At 68.1% G+C, this 18,080-nt stretch carries 28 protein-coding genes; 1 reads left to right on the top strand and 27 read right to left on the bottom strand.

All coding sequences use genetic code 11. From position 1 onward, the window contains the following. Positions 1-205 precede the first annotated feature (205 nt). The 4 genes from glmM to DMH12_RS18300 form a co-directional block, all read right to left on the bottom strand. Complete coding sequence (gene glmM, locus DMH12_RS18315; RefSeq protein ID WP_125492629.1) at positions 206-1,564, bottom strand: phosphoglucosamine mutase; 1,359 nt, start codon at positions 1,562-1,564, stop codon at positions 206-208. A gap of 157 nt (positions 1,565-1,721) precedes the next feature. Beyond that, positions 1,722-2,234, bottom strand: coding sequence for a 30S ribosomal protein S9 (rpsI, locus tag DMH12_RS18310; protein WP_073725049.1), 513 nt, complete (start codon positions 2,232-2,234; stop codon positions 1,722-1,724). A gap of 42 nt (positions 2,235-2,276) precedes the next feature. Next, positions 2,277-2,720, bottom strand: a complete 444-nt coding sequence (gene rplM / locus DMH12_RS18305; protein WP_064729367.1) for a 50S ribosomal protein L13 — start codon at positions 2,718-2,720, stop codon at positions 2,277-2,279. 207 nt (positions 2,721-2,927) lie between these two features. Beyond that, positions 2,928-4,133, bottom strand: coding sequence for a glycosyltransferase 87 family protein (locus tag DMH12_RS18300; RefSeq protein ID WP_125492628.1), 1,206 nt, complete (start codon positions 4,131-4,133; stop codon positions 2,928-2,930). 74 nt (positions 4,134-4,207) lie between these two features. On the opposite strand from DMH12_RS18300, the gene DMH12_RS18295 reads away from it, so the two are divergent. Further along, positions 4,208-5,101: a hypothetical protein gene (locus DMH12_RS18295; protein ID WP_125492627.1), complete on the top strand. Its 894-nt coding sequence runs from the start codon at positions 4,208-4,210 to the stop codon at positions 5,099-5,101. On the opposite strand, the gene truA is transcribed toward DMH12_RS18295, so the two are convergent. The 23 genes from truA to rplP all read right to left on the bottom strand — a co-directional run bounded on the left by truA (position 5,102) and on the right by rplP (position 18,075). Continuing rightward, positions 5,102-5,956: a tRNA pseudouridine(38-40) synthase TruA gene (truA, locus tag DMH12_RS18290; RefSeq protein WP_125492626.1), complete on the bottom strand. Its 855-nt coding sequence runs from the start codon at positions 5,954-5,956 to the stop codon at positions 5,102-5,104. A gap of 68 nt (positions 5,957-6,024) precedes the next feature. Continuing rightward, positions 6,025-6,522, bottom strand: a complete 498-nt coding sequence (rplQ, locus tag DMH12_RS18285; RefSeq protein ID WP_122615766.1) for a 50S ribosomal protein L17 — start codon at positions 6,520-6,522, stop codon at positions 6,025-6,027. Between the two features lie 145 nt (positions 6,523-6,667). Continuing rightward, on the bottom strand, positions 6,668-7,690 hold the full coding sequence (locus DMH12_RS18280) for a DNA-directed RNA polymerase subunit alpha (RefSeq protein WP_003966937.1): 1,023 nt from the start codon (positions 7,688-7,690) through the stop codon (positions 6,668-6,670). A gap of 140 nt (positions 7,691-7,830) precedes the next feature. Next, positions 7,831-8,235, bottom strand: a complete 405-nt coding sequence (gene rpsK / locus DMH12_RS18275; RefSeq protein ID WP_007443997.1) for a 30S ribosomal protein S11 — start codon at positions 8,233-8,235, stop codon at positions 7,831-7,833. Positions 8,236-8,302: 67 nt separating this feature from the next. Continuing rightward, a complete protein-coding gene (gene rpsM / locus DMH12_RS18270) occupies positions 8,303-8,683 on the bottom strand; it encodes a 30S ribosomal protein S13 (RefSeq protein ID WP_003974244.1) in 381 nt (126 codons plus the stop codon). Between the two features lie 187 nt (positions 8,684-8,870). Next, positions 8,871-8,984, bottom strand: coding sequence for a 50S ribosomal protein L36 (gene rpmJ / locus DMH12_RS18265; protein WP_003974245.1), 114 nt, complete (start codon positions 8,982-8,984; stop codon positions 8,871-8,873). A 68-nt stretch (positions 8,985-9,052) separates the two neighbouring features. Then, positions 9,053-9,274, bottom strand: a complete 222-nt coding sequence (infA, locus tag DMH12_RS18260; RefSeq protein WP_003948620.1) for a translation initiation factor IF-1 — start codon at positions 9,272-9,274, stop codon at positions 9,053-9,055. A gap of 270 nt (positions 9,275-9,544) precedes the next feature. After that, on the bottom strand, positions 9,545-10,381 hold the full coding sequence (gene map / locus DMH12_RS18255) for a type I methionyl aminopeptidase (RefSeq protein ID WP_125492625.1): 837 nt from the start codon (positions 10,379-10,381) through the stop codon (positions 9,545-9,547). A gap of 139 nt (positions 10,382-10,520) precedes the next feature. Beyond that, complete coding sequence (locus DMH12_RS18250; protein ID WP_125492624.1) at positions 10,521-11,174, bottom strand: adenylate kinase; 654 nt, start codon at positions 11,172-11,174, stop codon at positions 10,521-10,523. Beyond that, complete coding sequence (gene secY / locus DMH12_RS18245; protein WP_125492623.1) at positions 11,174-12,487, bottom strand: preprotein translocase subunit SecY; 1,314 nt, start codon at positions 12,485-12,487, stop codon at positions 11,174-11,176. Before secY ends, DMH12_RS18250 begins: the two co-directional genes overlap by 1 nt. A gap of 255 nt (positions 12,488-12,742) precedes the next feature. Beyond that, complete coding sequence (gene rplO, locus DMH12_RS18240; RefSeq protein WP_023547373.1) at positions 12,743-13,198, bottom strand: 50S ribosomal protein L15; 456 nt, start codon at positions 13,196-13,198, stop codon at positions 12,743-12,745. A gap of 2 nt (positions 13,199-13,200) precedes the next feature. After that, entirely contained in the window at positions 13,201-13,383 is a 183-nt protein-coding gene (rpmD, locus tag DMH12_RS18235) for a 50S ribosomal protein L30 (protein ID WP_114534099.1), read from the bottom strand. A 2-nt stretch (positions 13,384-13,385) separates the two neighbouring features. Continuing rightward, on the bottom strand, positions 13,386-13,991 hold the full coding sequence (gene rpsE, locus DMH12_RS18230; protein WP_004927232.1) for a 30S ribosomal protein S5: 606 nt from the start codon (positions 13,989-13,991) through the stop codon (positions 13,386-13,388). 43 nt (positions 13,992-14,034) lie between these two features. Then, positions 14,035-14,418 carry a 50S ribosomal protein L18 gene (rplR, locus tag DMH12_RS18225; protein ID WP_064729360.1) on the bottom strand — a complete coding sequence of 128 codons (384 nt, stop codon included), beginning with the start codon at positions 14,416-14,418 and terminating at the stop codon, positions 14,035-14,037. 3 nt (positions 14,419-14,421) lie between these two features. Beyond that, the gene (rplF, locus tag DMH12_RS18220; RefSeq protein WP_055418362.1) at positions 14,422-14,961 is read right to left on the bottom strand and encodes a 50S ribosomal protein L6; all 540 of its coding nucleotides are present in this window, start codon (positions 14,959-14,961) and stop codon (positions 14,422-14,424) included. A gap of 24 nt (positions 14,962-14,985) precedes the next feature. Continuing rightward, a complete protein-coding gene (rpsH, locus tag DMH12_RS18215) occupies positions 14,986-15,384 on the bottom strand; it encodes a 30S ribosomal protein S8 (protein ID WP_064729359.1) in 399 nt (132 codons plus the stop codon). Between the two features lie 211 nt (positions 15,385-15,595). Further along, positions 15,596-15,781 (bottom strand): type Z 30S ribosomal protein S14, encoded by a 186-nt coding sequence (locus DMH12_RS18205; RefSeq protein WP_003948630.1) that lies wholly within the window; start codon positions 15,779-15,781, stop codon positions 15,596-15,598. A gap of 5 nt (positions 15,782-15,786) precedes the next feature. Then, the gene (gene rplE / locus DMH12_RS18200) at positions 15,787-16,344 is read right to left on the bottom strand and encodes a 50S ribosomal protein L5 (protein ID WP_122615762.1); all 558 of its coding nucleotides are present in this window, start codon (positions 16,342-16,344) and stop codon (positions 15,787-15,789) included. Continuing rightward, entirely contained in the window at positions 16,344-16,667 is a 324-nt protein-coding gene (rplX, locus tag DMH12_RS18195) for a 50S ribosomal protein L24 (protein WP_122615761.1), read from the bottom strand. Before rplX ends, rplE begins: the two co-directional genes overlap by 1 nt. Positions 16,668-16,669: 2 nt before the next feature. Then, positions 16,670-17,038 carry a 50S ribosomal protein L14 gene (gene rplN, locus DMH12_RS18190; protein WP_003992364.1) on the bottom strand — a complete coding sequence of 123 codons (369 nt, stop codon included), beginning with the start codon at positions 17,036-17,038 and terminating at the stop codon, positions 16,670-16,672. 106 nt (positions 17,039-17,144) lie between these two features. Beyond that, positions 17,145-17,432: a 30S ribosomal protein S17 gene (gene rpsQ / locus DMH12_RS18185; RefSeq protein ID WP_122615760.1), complete on the bottom strand. Its 288-nt coding sequence runs from the start codon at positions 17,430-17,432 to the stop codon at positions 17,145-17,147. After that, positions 17,432-17,656: a 50S ribosomal protein L29 gene (gene rpmC / locus DMH12_RS18180; protein WP_003974259.1), complete on the bottom strand. Its 225-nt coding sequence runs from the start codon at positions 17,654-17,656 to the stop codon at positions 17,432-17,434. The genes rpsQ and rpmC overlap by 1 nt, the downstream gene beginning before the upstream one ends. Next, the gene (rplP, locus tag DMH12_RS18175; RefSeq protein ID WP_003974260.1) at positions 17,656-18,075 is read right to left on the bottom strand and encodes a 50S ribosomal protein L16; all 420 of its coding nucleotides are present in this window, start codon (positions 18,073-18,075) and stop codon (positions 17,656-17,658) included. Before rplP ends, rpmC begins: the two co-directional genes overlap by 1 nt. Positions 18,076-18,080: the final 5 nt, after the last annotated feature.

The following is an 18,080-nucleotide window of genomic DNA, read 5'->3' as shown; positions in this document are numbered from 1 at the left end:
GAGCAGACTCCTGCACTGGTCCCACTGGCGCAGCCGCCATCAGGCAACAGCCCGACGCAGCCACTACCGACGACGAACCGCCAACGAACCTGCTGGATAGATCACGAAACCACACTGGAGTACTAGGGGCGCGGGGAACTGCGCGACAAACCACGACGACCCCGCAGCCCACGACGAACAGAACCCCCCACCCCCAACCCGGCGACTACCCCAACGCGGACTTGACGGAATCCGCCAGCCGCCCGGCAACAGACCGAGCCTGCTCGATGTCCGCCGCCTCGACCATCACCCTCACGAGCGGCTCGGTCCCGGACGACCGCAACAACACCCGCCCGGTACTGCCCAGCTCCCGCTCCGCCTCGGAAACCGCCGTCGCCAACTCGGCAGAGGTCGTCACCCGCGACTTGTCCACGTCCGGCACATTGATCAGCACCTGCGGCAGCCGCTCCATGACGCCCGCGAGGTCCCGCAGCGTGCGCCCCGTCTGCGCGACCCGTGCCGCCAGCATCAGCCCGGTCAGCGTGCCGTCACCGGTGGTGGCGTGGTCGAGGATGATGACGTGCCCGGACTGCTCGCCGCCGAGGGCGTAGCCGTGCTCCTTCATCTCCTCCAGGACGTACCGGTCGCCGACGCCGGTCTGCACGAACCGGATGCCCTCGCGCTCCATGGCGAGCTTGAAGCCCAGGTTGGACATGACCGTCGCGACGACCGTGTCCGAGCGCAGCGCGTCCCGCTCCCGCATGGCCAGCGCGAGCACGGCGAGGATCTGGTCGCCGTCCACCTCCGCGCCGGTGTGGTCCACGGCCAGGCAGCGGTCGGCGTCACCGTCGTGGGCGATGCCGAGGTGGGCGCCGTGCTCGACGACGGCGGCCTTGAGCAGGTCGAGGTGGGTGGAGCCGCAGCCGTCGTTGATGTTGAGGCCGTCGGGCACCGCGCCGATGGTGACCAGCTCGGCACCGGCCCGCGCGAACGCCTCGGGCGAGACCCGGGAGGCCGCGCCGTGCGCCTCGTCGAGGACGATCTTCAGTCCGTCGAGCCGGTTCGGCAGCACGCCGACGAGGTGGGCGACGTACTGGTCGAGCCCCTCGTCGTAGTCCCGCACCCGGCCCACGCCGGCGCCGGTCGGACGGTCCCAGGGGGCGCCGGTGCGGTGCTCCGCGTAGACGGACTCGATCCGGTCCTCCAGCTCGTCGGCGAGCTTGTGGCCGCCGCGCGCGAAGAACTTGATGCCGTTGTCGGGCATGGCGTTGTGGCTGGCGGACAGCATCACGCCGAGGTCGGCGCCGAGCGCGCCGGTGAGGTGGGCCACCGCGGGCGTCGGCAGCACGCCGACCCGCAGCACGTCCACGCCGGCGCTGGCCAGACCCGCGACGACGGCGGCTTCCAGGAACTCGCCGGAGGCGCGCGGATCCCGGCCGACCACCGCGGTCGCCCGGTGTCCGGCGAAGGTGCCCGCCTCGGCCAGTACGTGCGCCGCGGCCACGGAGAGTCCGAGCGCCAGCTCGGCCGTCAGATCCGCGTTGGCGACGCCGCGCACGCCGTCCGTGCCGAAGAGTCGTCCCACTTGTCCTCCTGAGGAAACGTCAATTCCGAACACAAGCATTTCAGCTTCTGAACGCTTGAACGTCTTGTGCCGTTATACGCCCAACGACGGGGATAAACGAACGCCCCGGCAGCACAGTGGCGTGCCGCCGGGGCGTTCGGAGTACAGCCGGTACGACTTAGCGCTTGCTGTACTGCGGAGCCTTGCGGGCCTTCTTCAGACCGGCCTTCTTGCGCTCGACCGCACGGTCGTCGCGCTTGAGGAAGCCGGCCTTCTTGAGCGGACCGCGGTTGTTGTCGACGTCGGCCTCGTTCAGGGCGCGGGCGACACCGAGACGGAGCGCGCCGGCCTGGCCTGAGACACCGCCACCGGCGATGCGGGCGACGACGTCGTAACGGTCGTCCAGCTCGAGCACCTTGAAGGGCTCGTTGACCTCCTGCTGGTGCACCTTGTTGGGGAAGTAGTCCTCAAGGGTGCGGCCGTTGATCTTCCACTTGCCGGTGCCCGGGACGATCCGGACGCGGGCGATGGCGTTCTTGCGGCGGCCCAGGCCGGCGGCCGGCTGGGGCTCGCCGAAGGCGGAGGCCATGGACTCCGAGGTGTACTCGCCCTCGACGGGGACCTCGGACTCGGTGGTGTAGCTGTCGATGTCGATCTCTTCGAGCGGCTGCTCGGCAGTGGTCTCGGCCACGATGCTCCTCAGATTCTCTTCAGTCTTAGGGGGTGGCCGGAACTACTGCGCGACCTGGGTGATCTCGAACGGCTGCGGCTGCTGCGCGCCGTGCGGGTGCTGGTCACCCTTGTAGACCTTCAGCTTCGAGAGCATCTGACGGCCCAGCGAGTTCTTGGGAAGCATGCCCTTGACGGCCTTCTCGATGGCCTTCTCGGGGTTCTTGTCCAGGAGCTCGTCGTAGCGGACGGAGCGCAGACCGCCCGGGTAGCCGGAGTGGCGGTACGCCATCTTCTGGGTCCGCTTGTTGCCGGAGAGGTGCACCTTGTCGGCGTTGATGATGATGACGAAGTCACCGGTGTCGACGTGGGGCGCGTAGATCGGCTTGTGCTTGCCGCGCAGGATGGAGGCCGCAGTGGTGGCCAGACGACCCAGGACGACGTCCTGAGCGTCGATGACGTGCCACTGGCGCGTCACATCGCCGGGCTTGGGGCTGTACGTACGCACGGTTCGTAGCCTTCGCTTCTTCAGTGAGTGGTCCTGACATGGTCACCGAAGACGATCACGACAGCCCTGACCGCACCGCGGTGACGCATACCGCGTGCTGGTCGCTGGTCATCGGTCCCGGTGGACCGGTGTAAGGGCCCCTCACGTGAGAATGAGCAAGCCAATACACATACGACTGTGCAGAATACCCGGGCGCCCACGGCCGGGTCAAAACGGGGTCGCCGCGGCCCGCGCGGGCTCCGGTGACCGCCCGGACGGAACCCGGCCGCCGGCGTCCGGCGCACCGGACCGGCCCTGCCGTGCCACCGTCACCGCGAGCACGCACAGGGTGAACGCGTCCCGGAAGGCCCGGCGCCGCTCCGAATCCAGCCAGGGCCAGGTCAGCCCCGGCACCTGAGGCACCAGGGAGATCCAGAACCACACCCCGCGGGCCACCGATCCACCGTACGGCAGCCCGGCGAGCAGCAGCGGCACGGCGACCAGGAGGTAGTGGTCGTAGGAGGGCCGGGAGACGAGGAACGCGGAGAGCATCAGTCCGGCGCCGGTCTCCGCGAGCCGCAGCGGACCGGGGTCCCCGCGGCGCCACCGCCGGTACGCGCAGAGCACCCCGGCGCAGGCCGCCGCCAGCGCGAGCCCCTGTGCGAGCCCCTGCGGCACCCCCAGCCGGGGCAGCACGGCCGCCGGGGAGGCCTCGTAGAGCCGGACGAAGCCGTCGTCGCCGCGCAGCAGGAAAGGCAGGGTGCGGGTGAAGAAGCCGGCCGGGTCGGGCATCGCCAGCGCCGCCGCGCCGGAGGCCAGCGCCGGCACCAGGACGGCCGCCGCCAGTGCCCGCCACCGCCCGGCGAACAGGAAGAGCAGCAGGACGGGCGCGAGCAGCGGCTTGAGCGCGACGGCCGCGCCGACGACCGCGCCCGCCGCCGTCCACCGGCCCCGGCTCGCCAGCAGCAGGGACAGCGGGAGCGCCACGGTCGCCGTCACCGTCCAGTTGCCGAGCCGCACCAGGTGCCCGAACGGGGCGAAGCCCACCGCGAGGCCGGTCAGCCCGAGGGCCGCGAGCCGGCTGCCGAGCGGCACGCGGTGCAGCCGCAGCGCGCAGGCCCAGGCCAGCGCCAGCAGGGCCGTCACCGCGCCCGGGACCAGCACCCGCAGCACGGCCCCGGGCAGGAGCGCCTGCGGGACGGCGGCGAGGACCGCGCTCGGAAAATAGAGGAAGTGCGGATCGTCGTACGGGGAGCCGCCGGCCAGCCAGGTGCGGGCGGCCCGCACGACGATCGCGTTGTCCATCCCGCCGTCCGAGGTCACCCGTGCCGCGTGTGCCGCGCAGGCCGCCAGCACGATCACGAGTACCGCCCACAGGTGCCCTCCCGCAGGCCGCACCAACCACCCGGAGATGTCGCTTTTGCCCGTCCGCATGCACGGAACGCTAGGCGCTGCGGGCCCCGGGGACGCGCACCAGCACGCCGCTCGGCCCGTCTAAGATGCGCCCCATGAGCTTTGGGCAGGGGGGACCTCAGTCACAGTGGGATCCCTGGACACCGCAGTCGCAGCAGCAGCAACAGCAGCCCTGGAACAGTGGTGAAAGCGACAACACCCCGGACTGGGCGGCCCTCGCCGAGGCCTCCGAGGCCCGTGCCAAGCGCCGCCGGCTGTTCCTCATCGGCGGGGGCGCGCTGGCCACCGTGGCGATAGCCAGTGCCGTCGCCGTGGCCGTGGTCTCGGCCAACGGCTCCGGCCAGGCCTCCGACAGCCCGTCCTCGCAGCTCCCCGGGACGGCCGACATCCCGAGCGCGACGGCCACCGCCCCCTCCTTCGCGCCGACCAGCGCCCCGCCGCCGCTGGACCCGAAGGACTTCGTCGCCAGCGCCAAGAAGGACAAGGCCCCGCTCAGCCCGGACCTGCTCTTCCCCGGCACGCAGCTGACCATGGGCGAGACGGTCTACAAGAAGGGCCCGACGGCCGACACCCGCACCTGCGGCTCCGCCGCCCAGGGCACCCTGCCGAAGGTCCTGAACGACAACGACTGCACCCGCCTGATCCGCGTCACGTACACCCAGGGCGACACCGCCGTGACCGTCGGCGTGGCCGTCTTCGACACCGAGGCGCAGGCCGCCAAGGCCAAGAAGCAGGCCGACAAGAAGAGCATCGTGCGCTCGCTGTCCGGCGGCGGCGTGAAGTCCTTCTGCACCGGCGCGGTCTGCCGCTCCACCACCAACTCCTACGGCCGCTACGCCTACTTCACCGTCGCGGGCTCCACCAGCGGCAAGGACGTCACGGAGAAGTCCACGGAGGTCTTCCGGGCCGGCGACGACCTCGCCGAGTTCACCTTCCGGCAGATCCGCGGGCGCGGCGAGGCCCAGGCGTCGGCGGCGGCGGAGGGCTGATCAGCAGCAGCCGGCCCCGGGCAGGGACCGCTTGTTGCGGGCCTCCTTGTTCCGGGCGGCGAGCAGCTCGTCCGCCGGGTAGCCGACCTCCTCCAGCGTCAGCCCGTGCGGCCGTACGACGTGCACGGCCGAGTCGCGGACCCCGGCGGCCAGCACCTTCGCCGGCCAGTCGGGCGCCCGGTGGCCGTCGCCGACGAACAGCAGCGCCCCGATGAGGGAGCGCACCATGTTGTGGCAGAAGGCGTCGGCCCGCACGGTGGCGGTGACGATCCCGTCCTCCCCGCGCACCAGGCTCAGCTCCTGCAGCGTCCGGATGGTGGTGGCCCCCTCCCGCTTCTTGCAGTAGGCAGCGAAGTCGTGCTCGCCCAGCAGTCCGCGGGCGGCCTCGTTCATGGCGTCCACGTCGAGCGGCCAGTCGTGCCACAGGACGTGGCCGCGCAGCAGCGGGTCGACGCCGCCCGGGTTGTCGGTGACCCGGTAGGCGTAGCGCCGCCAGACCGCGGAGAACCGGGCGTTGAATCCGCTGGGCGCCTCACGGAGGGCCCAGACCCGCACGTCCCTCGGCAGCCGCCCCGCGAGCCGCTTGAGCAACTTCACGTGGTGCTCGGCCCACACCTCGCGCGGCAGGTCGACATGAGCCACCTGCCCCCGGGCGTGCACCCCGGCGTCGGTCCGGCCCGCCACGGTCAGCTCGTACGTCCTGGGCGACCGTGTGACCGTCCGCAGCGCGTCCTCGATCTCCCCCTGCACGGTCCGCCGCCCACCGGCCTGCTTGGCCCACCCGGAGAACTCGCTCCCGTCGTAGGAAAGGTCCAGCCGCACCCGGACGTACCCGGCCTCAACTTCGTCACTCACCCTGAGATCCTCTCAGCAACACGAAAGCGGGCCCGCCCCTCGAAAGGAACGGGCCCGCGGCAGAACGCTTACGCGTCCTTCGACTCCTCGGCGGCGTCGTCGGCCTTGGTCGTGTCGACCTTGGTCTCGGCGGCCTCGGTGGTCTCGGCGTCCTTGGCGGCACGCTTGGTGGCGGCCTCGGCCTCACCGGTCGCCTGCTGCGCCACGGTCAGCGCCTCGACCAGCTCGATGACGGCCATGGGCGCGTTGTCGCCACGGCGGTTACCGATCTTGGTGATGCGCGTGTAACCACCGGGGCGGTTCTCGTAGCGCGGGCCGATCTCGGTGAAGAGCGTGTGGACGACGCTCTTGTCCGTGATCACCTGGAGCACCTGACGGCGGTTGTGAAGGTCGCCCTTCTTCGCCTTGGTGACCAGACGCTCGGCGTACGGGCGCAGGCGGCGGGCCTTCGCCTCGGTGGTCGTGATCTTGCCGTGCTCGAAGAGCGACTTCGCGAGGTTCGCGAGGAGCAGCTTCTCGTGCGCGGCGCTGCCGCCCAGACGGGCACCCTTGGCGGGCTTCGGCATGGTGTTTCTCCTAGGTGTCTGCCCCGGCCGTATCAGGTACCGAGGTCAGTATCCGAGCAGGCGGTCGCCTGTCGGAGACCCCGCGCCCCGAAGGGGCGCGGGGAACTGCGCGACCAGCCACAGCGGGCCCGCAGGCGAAAACCGATCAGTACTGCTCGGTCTCCACGAACCCGGCGTCCGCGTCGTCGTCGGCGCCGAAGGCGTCCGCGGCGGCGGTCGGGTCGAATCCGGGAGGCGAGTCCTTCAGCGCAAGCCCCATACCCGCGAGCTTGGCCTTGACCTCGTCGATGGACTTCGCACCGAAGTTGCGGATGTCCAGCAGGTCGGCCTCGGAGCGGGCGACGAGCTCACCCACGGAGTGGATGCCCTCGCGCTTGAGGCAGTTGTACGAGCGGACGGTCAGCTCGAGCTCCTCGATCGGGAGCGCGAGGTCGGCCGCCAGCGCGGCGTCCGTCGGGGACGGACCCATGTCGATGCCCTCGGCGTCGATGTTCAGCTCGCGGGCGAGACCGAACAGCTCGACCAGGGTCTTGCCGGCCGACGCCATGGCGTCGCGCGGCCGCATGGCCTGCTTGGTCTCGACGTCGACGATCAGCTTGTCGAAGTCGGTCCGCTGCTCGACACGCGTGGCCTCGACCTTGTACGTGACCTTGAGAACCGGCGAGTAGATCGAGTCGACCGGGATGCGCCCGATCTCCTGACCGACCTGCTTGTTCTGCACGGCGGAGACGTAGCCGCGACCGCGCTCGACGGTCAGCTCCATCTCCAGCTTGCCCTTGCCGTTGAGCGTGGCGAGGACGAGGTCGGGGTTGTGCACCTCGACACCGGCCGGGGGCGCGATGTCGGCGGCGGTGACCAGACCCGGGCCCTGCTTGCGCAGGTACATCACGACGGGCTCGTCGTGCTCGGACGACACGACCAGCTGCTTGATGTTGAGGATCAGGTCGGTGACGTCCTCCTTGACGCCCGGCACGGTGGTGAACTCGTGCAGGACACCGTCGATCCGGATGCTGGTGACAGCAGCGCCGGGGATCGAGGAGAGGAGCGTACGACGCAGGGAGTTGCCGAGGGTGTAGCCGAAGCCCGGCTCCAGCGGCTCGATGACGAACCGGGAGCGGAACTCGTCGACGACCTCTTCGGTCAACGAGGGACGCTGAGCGATCAGCATGTGGTGATCCTTCAGTCAGGGGCGCCCGCTATTTGACGCCCGACTAGTACTGCAAGGGTACGGGCGATACGACCCGAAGGAGCCGTACCGCCCGGAAACCCTGGTGAAGCGGGTGAAGCGATGTCGCGGTGATAGCGAGATCAGACGCGACGGCGCTTCGGGGGACGGCAGCCGTTGTGCGGGGTGGGCGTGACGTCCTGGATCGAGCCGACCTCGAGGCCGGTCGCCTGCAGGGAGCGGATGGCGGTCTCACGACCGGAACCCGGGCCCTTGACGAAGACGTCGACCTTGCGCATGCCGTGCTCCTGGGCGCGGCGGGCAGCCGACTCGGCGGCCATCTGCGCGGCGAACGGCGTGGACTTCCGGGAGCCCTTGAAGCCGACGTGGCCGGCGGAGGCCCAGGAGATCACGTTGCCGGTCGGGTCCGTGATGGACACGATCGTGTTGTTGAACGTGCTCTTGATGTGCGCGTGGCCGTGAGCGACGTTCTTCTTTTCCTTGCGGCGCACCTTCTTGGTCGCGCCCTGACGTCCCTTGGGGGGCATGTCGTTCTCCTACGGGAGGTGGTCGGTCCTACAGCGAAGACCGCTGGACGGCGAAGTCCGCTGCGGACTACTTCTTGCCCGGCTTCTTCTTGCCGGCGATGGCGCGACGCGGGCCCTTGCGGGTGCGGGCGTTCGTGCTGGTGCGCTGACCGCGGACGGGCAGGCCACGGCGGTGACGCAGACCCTGGTAGGTACCGATCTCGACCTTGCGGCGGATGTCGGCCTGGACCTCGCGGCGGAGGTCACCCTCGGTCTTGATGTTGTTGTCGACGTACTCGCGGATCGCGACGAGCTGCTCCTCGGAGAGGTCCCGAACACGGGTGTTCGGGTCCACGCCGGTGGCGGCGAGCGTCTGCTGCGAGAGGGTCCGGCCAATGCCGAACACGTAGGTGAGGGCGATCTCGACGCGCTTTTCGCGCGGGATGTCAACACCGGAAACGCGTGCCATTCAATGGCTCCAGTTGATTGTCGGAGGTCTTCCACAGAACCGGTCCCCGGCCGCCGTATGAGGTACGAGTCGGGTCCCCGGCCTCCGAACCGGGGGTGTCGGACGCCTGGGCGCCCGGGTTCTGCGTATGAACATGTTCAGCTCGCGTCGCGCGAAGTCCTGCGAATCGCGGAGGGACGGTCGTGCGTCAGCCCTGGCGCTGCTTGTGGCGCGGGTTGTCGCAGATGACCATGACCCGACCGTGACGGCGGATCACCCTGCACTTGTCGCAGATCTTCTTGACGCTCGGCTTGACCTTCATGGGTGTGAGGTTCTCCGGGTCAGTTGCCGGCGGTCCCTGGGCCTGGCGGCCTGGGACGTGGGCAAGATCTACTTGTACCGGTAGACGATCCGGCCACGCGTCAGGTCGTACGGAGACAGCTCCACCACGACCCGGTCGTCAGGGAGGATGCGGATGTAGTGCATGCGCATCTTGCCGCTGATGTGTGCCAGGACCTGGTGGCCGTTCTGGAGCTCGACCTTGAACATGGCGTTCGGAAGAGACTCGACGACAGTGCCCTCGATCTCGATGGCACCTTGCTTCTTGGCCACGCTTCGCCCTTCGAATCGACTACCTTGATCGACTCCTGCGCACCATACGAGCGCATGCAGGCATGCGGGTGCACGAGAGCCGACGAGTCAGTCTACGTCAGCAGCCCCGGAAAGGCGAAACGGGGAAGTCTGCCCCGGATGCGAGATCGTTATGCAACGGCCCCACCCCTCGGCACCGACCCCTCACCCCAGCGGGTCCGGCGCCACCGTGACGCGCAGCTGCCGCAGGCTTCGCCCTGCCCCGACCGGCGGCCGTGGCTCGGGCCGGTGTCACGCCAGCGGGTCCGGCGCAGCCGTGACGCCCAGCTCCGCCAGCTTCGCCTTGCCCCCGTCGGGAGACGTCAGGACCAACGGGCCCTGGTCCGTCAGGGCGACCGAGTGCTCCCAGTGCGAGGACCACGTGCCGTCCGTCGTGATGACCGTCCAGTCGTCCGACAGGACCTCCGTGCGGGGGGTGCCGAGGGAGATCATCGGCTCGATGGCGAGGCAGAAGCCGGGGACCAGCTTCGGGCCCTTGCCGCGCCTGCGGTCGACGTAGTTCAGCAGGTGCGGGTCCATGTGCATCTCGGTGCCGATGCCGTGGCCGCCGTAGTCCTCGATGATCCCGTACTTGCCGCCGCCGGGCTTCGGCTGGCGGCGGATGTACGTCTCGATGGCCCGGGAGACGTCCACGAGCCGGTTGCCCTGCTTCATCGCCGCGATGCCCGCCCACATCGACTCCTCGGTCACCCGGGACAGCTCGACCAGCTCCGGGGAGTGACCGGAGCCGACGAAGGCCGTGTAGGCCGCGTCGCCGTGCCAGCCGTCGATGATCGCGCCGCAGTCGATGGAGATGACGTCGCCGTCCTTGAGGACCACGTCGTCGGAGGGGATGCCGTGGACGACGACCTCGTTCACGGACGTGCAGATGGTCGCGGGGAAACCGCCGTACCCGAGGAAGTTCGGCTTGGCGTCGTGCTCCGCGAGCACCTTGCGGGCGACCTGGTCCAGGTCCTTGGTCGTGGCGCCGGGCACGGCGGCCTCACGGGTGGCCGCGTGGATGGCGGCGACGACCAGCCCCGCCTCACGCATCTTGGCGATCTGCTCGGGGCTCTTGATCTGCACCATGGGGACTGCGGCCTTTCTGGACCGGAGGGGACGGGACGCTTCCAACGATACGGGGGTGGACCGGCCCCACCCCACCTCACAGCTCAGCCGCGGCCCCCAGGGCTGGGGACCGCGGCTGTAGCCGGGCTTGCCAAGAGAACTACTGGTCGCGCTTGAGCGCCTCCAGCGCACGGCCCGTGACCTCGTCCACGGGGCCGGTGGCCGCGATGGTGACGACCAGGCCCTGCGCCTTGTAGTAGTCGATGATCGGCTCGGTCTGCGTGTGGTAGACCTCCAGCCGCTTGCGGACCGTCTCCTCGGAGTCGTCGTCCCGCTGGTACAGCTCGCCGCCGCAGACGTCGCAGACGCCTTCCTTCTTCGGCGGGGTGTACGTCACGTGGAAGACGTGCGCCGAGTTGTTCCGGCAGACGCGCCGGCCGGCGATCCGCTTCACGACCTCGGCCTCGGGGGCCTCGAGGTCGAGCACGGCGTCGAGCTTCATGTCCTCGGTCTCGAGCAGCTCGTCCAGCGCCTCGGCCTGCGAGACGTTCCGCGGGAAGCCGTCCAGCAGGAAGCCGCCCTCGGCGTCCGGCTGCTCCATGCGGTCCTTCGCCATGGCGATGGTGACCTCGTCCGGTACGAGGTTGCCGGCGTCCATGTACGACTTGGCGAGCTTGCCCAGTTCGGTCTGCTGGCTGATGTTGGCGCGGAACAGGTCGCCCGTGGAGATGTGCGGGATGTGCAGCGTCTCGGCTAGGCGGGTTGCCTGCGTACCCTTTCCGGCGCCAGGAGGCCCGACGAGGACGATTCGCATCAGCGGAGGAACCCTTCGTAATTGCGCTGCTGGAGCTGGCTCTCGATCTGCTTCACCGTCTCGAGACCGACACCCACGATGATCAGGATGCTGGTCCCGCCGAACGGGAAGTTCTGGTTTGCCCCGAAACCGGCCAACGCCATTGTCGGTACGAGAGAGATCAGGCCCAGATACAGCGAACCCGGCCAGGTGATCCGGTTGAGTACGTAGCTCAGATACTCAGCGGTCGGTCGGCCAGCCCGGATGCCCGGGATGAACCCACCATACTTCTTCATGTTGTCCGCGACTTCCTCGGGGTTGAACGAGATGGCCACGTAGAAGAAGGCGAAGAAGACGATCAGGAAGAAGTACAGGACGATGTGCGGCGCCGCCCCGGTGTCCGCGAGGTTCTTGTTGATCCAGGTGGCCCAGCCCGACGTCGAGTTCGCGAACTGGACGACCAGCGCCGGGATGTAGAGCAGCGACGAGGCGAAGATGACGGGGATGATGCCCGCCTGGTTCACCTTGAGCGGGATGTACGTCGACGTACCACCGTAGGAACGACGGCCGATCATGCGCTTCGCGTACTGCACCGGGATGCGGCGCTGGGCCTGCTCCACGAAGACCACGAGGCCGATCATGACCAGGCCGACGAGGACGACGGTGCCGAACTCGATCCAGCCGTCCGCCAGGCTGCCCTCCTGCTTGATGGCCCACAGAGCGGAGGGGAAGGTCGCGGCGATCGAGATGAACATCAGGATCGACATGCCGTTGCCGATGCCGCGGTCGGTGATCAGCTCACCGAGCCACATGACGGCGGCCGTTCCGGCGGTCATGGTGACGACCATGACGACGGTGGTGAAGATCGCCTGGTCGGGGACGATGTCACCGCCGACGGTGCAGCCGGAGAAGAGGGCGCCGCTGCGGGCGGTCGCGACGAGGCCGGTGCCCTGGAGGATGGCGAGGGCGATGGTCAGGTAGCGGGTGTACTGCGTGATCTTCGCCGTACCCGCCTGCCCCTCCTTCTTCAGGGCCTCCAGGCGCGGGATCACGACGGTGAGCAGCTGCAGAATGATGCTCGCCGTGATGTACGGCATGATGCCGAGTGCGAAGACCGTGATCTGCAGCAGCGCGCCACCGCTGAACATGTTGATCATGCCGAGCGGACCCTGGTTGCCGGACGCCTGGTCCACGCACTCCTGGACGTTCTTGTAGTCGACGCCTGGGATGGGGATGTGGGTACCGAGCCGGTAGACCACGATCATGCCGAGCGTGAAGAGCAGCTTCTTGCGCAGGTCGGGCGTCTTGAACGCCCGGGCGAACGCGGTGAGCACGGTGCCTCCTGCGACCCCCGCGCTACTGCGTCAAGGGTGACGGTCTTGAGGTTCGACTGACGACTGATAAGTGGACGGCTAAGTGACTAACGCTGAACCGTCGCTCAGAGTGCCTCATGTGAGACACCCGTGAAAGAGGGCAGCGCAGGCCACCTTACCGGCGGGAGCACTTCCCTAGGAACGACCAACCGGGGATACCCCTTTTGTGGGGTATCCCCGGTGGGATCGCTCAAGTCATCGAGACGCCTGAAGGGTTCAGACGAGCTCGGTGACGGTGCCGCCGGCGGCGGTGATCTTCTCCTTGGCGGAGCCGGAGACGGCGTCGACCGTCACCTGCAGCGCCACGGAGATCTCGCCCTGGCCGAGGACCTTGACGAGGCTGTTCTTGCGAACGGCACCCTTGGCCACCAGACCCTCGACGGTGACCTCGCCACCCTCGGGGTAGAGCGCGGCCAGCTTGTCGAGGTTCACGACCTGGAACTCGGTCTTGAACGGGTTCTTGAAGCCCTTCAGCTTCGGGAGACGCATGTGGAGGGGCATCTGGCCACCCTCGAAGCGCTCCGGAACCTGGTAACGGGCCTTCGTACCCTTGGTACCACGACCAGCCGTCTTACCCTTCGACGCCTCACCACGACCCACACGGGTCTTGGCGGTCTTGGCGCCCGGGGCGGGACGGAGGTTGTGGATCTTGAGCGGGTTCTGCTCCGCCATGATCAGTCGACCTCCTCGACCGACACGAGGTGGCGGACGGTCTGCACCATGCCGCGGAACTCGGGGCGGTCCTCCTTGACGACCTGCGTGTTGATCCCCTTGAGACCAAGGGAACGCAGGGTGTCACGGTGGTTCTGCTTGCTGCCGATGTAGGACTTGACCTGCGTAATCTTGAGCTGCGCCATGATTACGCACCCGCCCCGGCACGCGCACGGAGCAGAGCCGCGGGGGCCACGTCCTCGAGCGGCAGACCGCGGCGGGCCGCGATCTCCTCGGGACGCTGGAGACCCTTCAGGGCCTCCACGGTCGCGTGCACGATGTTGATCTGGTTGTCGGAGCCGAGCGACTTCGACAGCACGTCGTGGATACCGGCGCACTCGAGCACGGCGCGCACCGGACCACCGGCGATAACACCGGTACCCGGGGACGCGGGCTTGAGCAGCACGACGCCGGCAGCCTTCTCACCCTGGATGGGGTGCGGGATGGTGCCCTGGATGCGGGGGACCTTGAAGAAGTGCTTCTTGGCCTCCTCAACACCCTTGGCGATGGCGGCCGGCACCTCCTTGGCCTTGCCGTATCCGACACCCACGGTGCCGTCACCGTCGCCCACCACGACCAGCGCGGTGAAGCTGAAGCGACGACCACCCTTCACAACCTTGGCGACGCGGTTGATCGCGACGACGCGCTCAACGTAAGCGGTCTTCTCGGCGGCAGCTGCGCCGCCGTCACGGCCCTTCCGGTCCCGCCGCTCGCCGCCACCGGCACCGCCACCGCGGCGCTGGGGTCCAGCCATTGGAATTACCTCTCTCTGTTTCCGCTAGCGATACGGAACCGGCTCAGAACTTCAGTCCGGCTTCGCGGGCGGCGTCGGCCAGAGCGGCGATGCGCCCGGCGTACTGGTTACCACCACGGTCGAACACGACGGCCTCGACACCCGCGGCCTTGGCACGCTCGGCAACCAGGGCGCCGACCTGCTTGGCCTGCGCGGACTTGTCGGCCTCGCCACCACGGATCGAGGTGTCCAGGGTCGACGCCGAGGCCACGGTGTGGCCCTTGATGTCGTCGATCACCTGAGCCACGATGTGGCGGTTGGAGCGAGTAACGACCAGACGGGGACGCTCCGCCGTACCCGAGAGATTCTTGCGAATCCGGATGTGGCGGCGCTTGATCGCGGCGCGCTTGTAGGCGTCGCCCTTGAGGATCTTCTGCCCGTATGCCATGGCTTACTTACCCGCCTTTCCGACCTTGCGGCGGATGACTTCGCCCTCGTACTTGACGCCCTTGGCCTTGTACGGGTCGGGCTTGCGCAGCTTGCGGATGTTGGCCGCAACCTCGCCGACCTTCTGCTTGTCGATGCCCTCGACCGAGAAACGGGTCGGGGACTCCACCTTGAAGGTGATGCCCTCGGGGGCCTCGACCAGGATCGGGTGGCTGTAGCCGAGGGAGAACTCCAGGTTCGAACCCTTGGCGAGCACGCGGTAACCGACACCGCTGATCTCGAGCTTCTTCACGTAACCCTGGGTCACGCCGGTGATCATGTTCGCCACCAGCGTGCGGGACAGGCCGTGCAGGGCCTTGCTCTGACGCTCTTCGTTGGGGCGGGTGACGTTCAGAACGCCGTCCTCACCCTTGGCGATGTCGATCGGTGCCACGACGGTGTGAGTCAGCGAGCCCTTCGGGCCCTTGACCGAGACCGTACGGCCGTCGATGGTGACGTCCACGCCGGCGGGAACCGCGATGGGGAGCTTGCCGATGCGCGACATAGCTGTTTCCTCCGTTCCCTTCCGCTACCAGACGTAGGCGAGGACTTCCCCACCCACGCCCTTCTTGCCGGCCTGCTTGTCGGTGAGGAGCCCGTGCGACGTGGAGATGATCGCCACGCCGAGGCCGCCCAGCACCTTCGGCAGGTTGGTGGACTTCGCGTACACCCGGAGACCGGGCTTGGAGATCCGCTTGATGCCCGCGATGGAGCGCTCACGGTTCGGGCCGAACTTCAGCTCGAGGACGAGGTTCTTGCCGACCTCGGCGTCCTCGGTCTTCCAGCCCGTGATGAAGCCCTCCTGCTGGAGGATCTCCGCGATGTGAGACTTGATCTTGGACGCCGGCATCGACACGGAGTCGTGGTACGCCGAGTTCGCGTTCCGCAGACGCGTAAGCATGTCTGCGATCGGATCAGTCATGGTCATGAATTGGCCTTCGGCCTCTCTCGCCGGGGTTTCCTGGTGCGCCATCCCTCTCCCCGATCCGAGACGGGACGGGTGCGGCGCGGTGGACCTACGGCGTAGTAAGTCGTACGGGCGCGACAGACGCCCAACCCCACAAGCCTAAGGCATGGAGGGCTGGGCCTCTGCCGACCCAGATGCTTACCGAGAGCCTGAGTAACCCGGGATTACCGGACTACCAGGAGCTCTTGGTCACGCCCGGCAGCTCGCCACGGTGAGCCATCTCACGAAGGCAGACGCGGCACAGGCCGAACTTGCGGTACACGGAGTGGGGACGGCCGCAGCGCTGGCAGCGCGTGTAGCCACGCACGCCGAACTTGGGCTTGCGAGCAGCCTTCGCGATGAGAGCCTTCTTCGCCATCTCGCTCACGCCTCCTTGAAGGGGAAGCCGAGGTGACGAAGGAGCGCGCGGCCCTCAGCGTCGTTGGTCGCCGTGGTCACCACGGTGATGTCCATACCCCGGACGCGGTCGATCTTGTCCTGGTCGATCTCGTGGAACATGACCTGCTCCGTGAGACCGAAGGTGTAGTTGCCACGGCCGTCGAACTGCTTGGGGGACAGGCCGCGGAAGTCGCGGATGCGCGGCAGCGCGAGCGACAGGGTGCGGTCCAGGAACTCCCACATGCGGTCGCCACGGAGCGTGACGTGGGCACCGATCGGCTGGCCCTCACGCAGCTTGAACTGCGCGATGGACTTGCGGGCCTTGGTGACGGCCGGCTTCTGACCGGTGATCGTGGTGAGGTCCTTGATGGCACCCTCGATCAGCTTGGAGTCGCGGGCGGCGTCGCCCACACCCATGTTGACCACGATCTTGACGAGGCCGGGGACCTGCATGACGTTCTCGTAGGAGAACTCCTCACGCAGCTTGCCCGAGATCTCCTCGCGGTACTTCGTCTTCAGACGCGGAGTGGTGGTGGTAGCCATCAGATGTCCTCACCCGTCCGCTTGGCAACGCGGATCTTGTTGCCCTCGTCGTCGAAGCGGTAACCGACGCGCGTGACGACCTTGTTGCCGTCCTTCTCCACGACCAGCTGGACGTTGGAGATGTGGATCGGGGCCTCGGTGGTCACGATGCCGCCGGCCTGCGAACCGCGAGCGGTCGGCCCGGCCTTGGTGTGCTTCTTGACCCGGTTGACACCCTCGACCAGGACGCGGTCCTCGCGGGGGAAGGCCGCGATGACCTTGCCCTGCTTGCCCTTGTCCTTACCGGTGATGACCTGGACCAGGTCGCCCTTCTTGATCTTCATGCTCACAGCACCTCCGGCGCGAGGGAGATGATCTTCATGAACTTCTTCTCGCGCAGCTCACGGCCCACCGGGCCGAAGATACGGGTGCCGCGAGGGTCGCCGTCGTTCTTCAGAATGACGGCGGCGTTCTCGTCGAAGCGGATGTACGAGCCGTCCGGACGGCGGCGCTCCTTGACGGTGCGAACGATGACGGCCTTGATGACGTCACCCTTCTTCACGTTGCCGCCGGGGATCGCGTCCTTGACGGTGGCGACGATGACGTCACCGATGCCCGCGTAGCGGCGACCGGAGCCACCGAGTACACGGATGCAAAGGATTTCCTTCGCACCAGTGTTGTCGGCGACGCGCAGTCGCGACTCCTGCTGGATCACGTCTATCTCCTGATTGTCTGCCGGTTCCCGGCAGGGGCCGCCTCACCAAGGAGGTGGAGCCCCTGCCGAGCCTGGCGGAACTGACCTGCGGGTTTGCCCGCAGGAATTACTTGGCCTTCTCGAGGACCTCGACGACGCGCCAGCGCTTCGTCGCGGACAGCGGCCGGGTCTCCATGAGGAGGACGCGGTCGCCGACACCCGCGGCGTTCTGCTCGTCGTGAGCCTTGAGCTTGCTGGTACGACGGATGACCTTGCCGTACAGCGCGTGGGTCACGCGGTCCTCGACGGCGACGACGACGGTCTTGTCCATCTTGTCGCTGACGACCAGACCCTGACGGGTCTTGCGGAAGCCGCGGGCGGCCTTCGTCTCTTCAGTCACGTTGCTCTCGCTCATCAGGCGCTCTCCACCGTCTCGATGCCCAGCTCGCGCTCACGCATCAGGGTGTAGATCCGCGCGATGTCCTTACGGACGGCCTTGAGCCGGCCGTGGTTCTCGAGCTGGCCCGTCGCCGCCTGGAAGCGGAGGTTGAACAGCTCTTCCTTGGCCTCGCGGAGCTTCGCCAGAAGCTCCTCGTTGCCCAGCTCGCGCAGCTCGGACGCCTTGGTACCGGCCGACATCACGCTTCACCTGCCTCGCGCTTGACGATCCGGCACTTCATCGGCAGCTTGTGGGCCGCACGGGTCAGCGCCTCACGGGCGATCTTCTCGTTGGGGTAGGACAGCTCGAACATGACCCGGCCCGGGTGCACGTTCGCGATCCACCACTCCGGGGAACCCTTACCGGAACCCATGCGGGTCTCGGCCGGCTTCTTCGTGAGCGGGCGGTCCGGGTAGATGTTGATCCAGACCTTGCCGCCACGCTTGATGTGGCGGGTCATCGCGATACGGGCCGCCTCGATCTGGCGGTTGGTCACGTAAGCGGGCGTGAGGGCCTGGATGCCGTACTCGCCGAACGCAACCTGCGTACCGCCCTTGGCCATGCCACGGCGCTTCGGGTGGTGCTGCTTGCGGTGCTTGACCCTACGGGGGATCAGCATTTCGG

This window comes from Streptomyces sp. WAC 04229 (genome assembly GCF_003947455.1).
Classification (GTDB): Bacteria; Actinomycetota; Actinomycetes; order Streptomycetales; family Streptomycetaceae; genus Streptomyces.
This window is presented reverse-complemented; position numbering and strand designations above follow the sequence as displayed.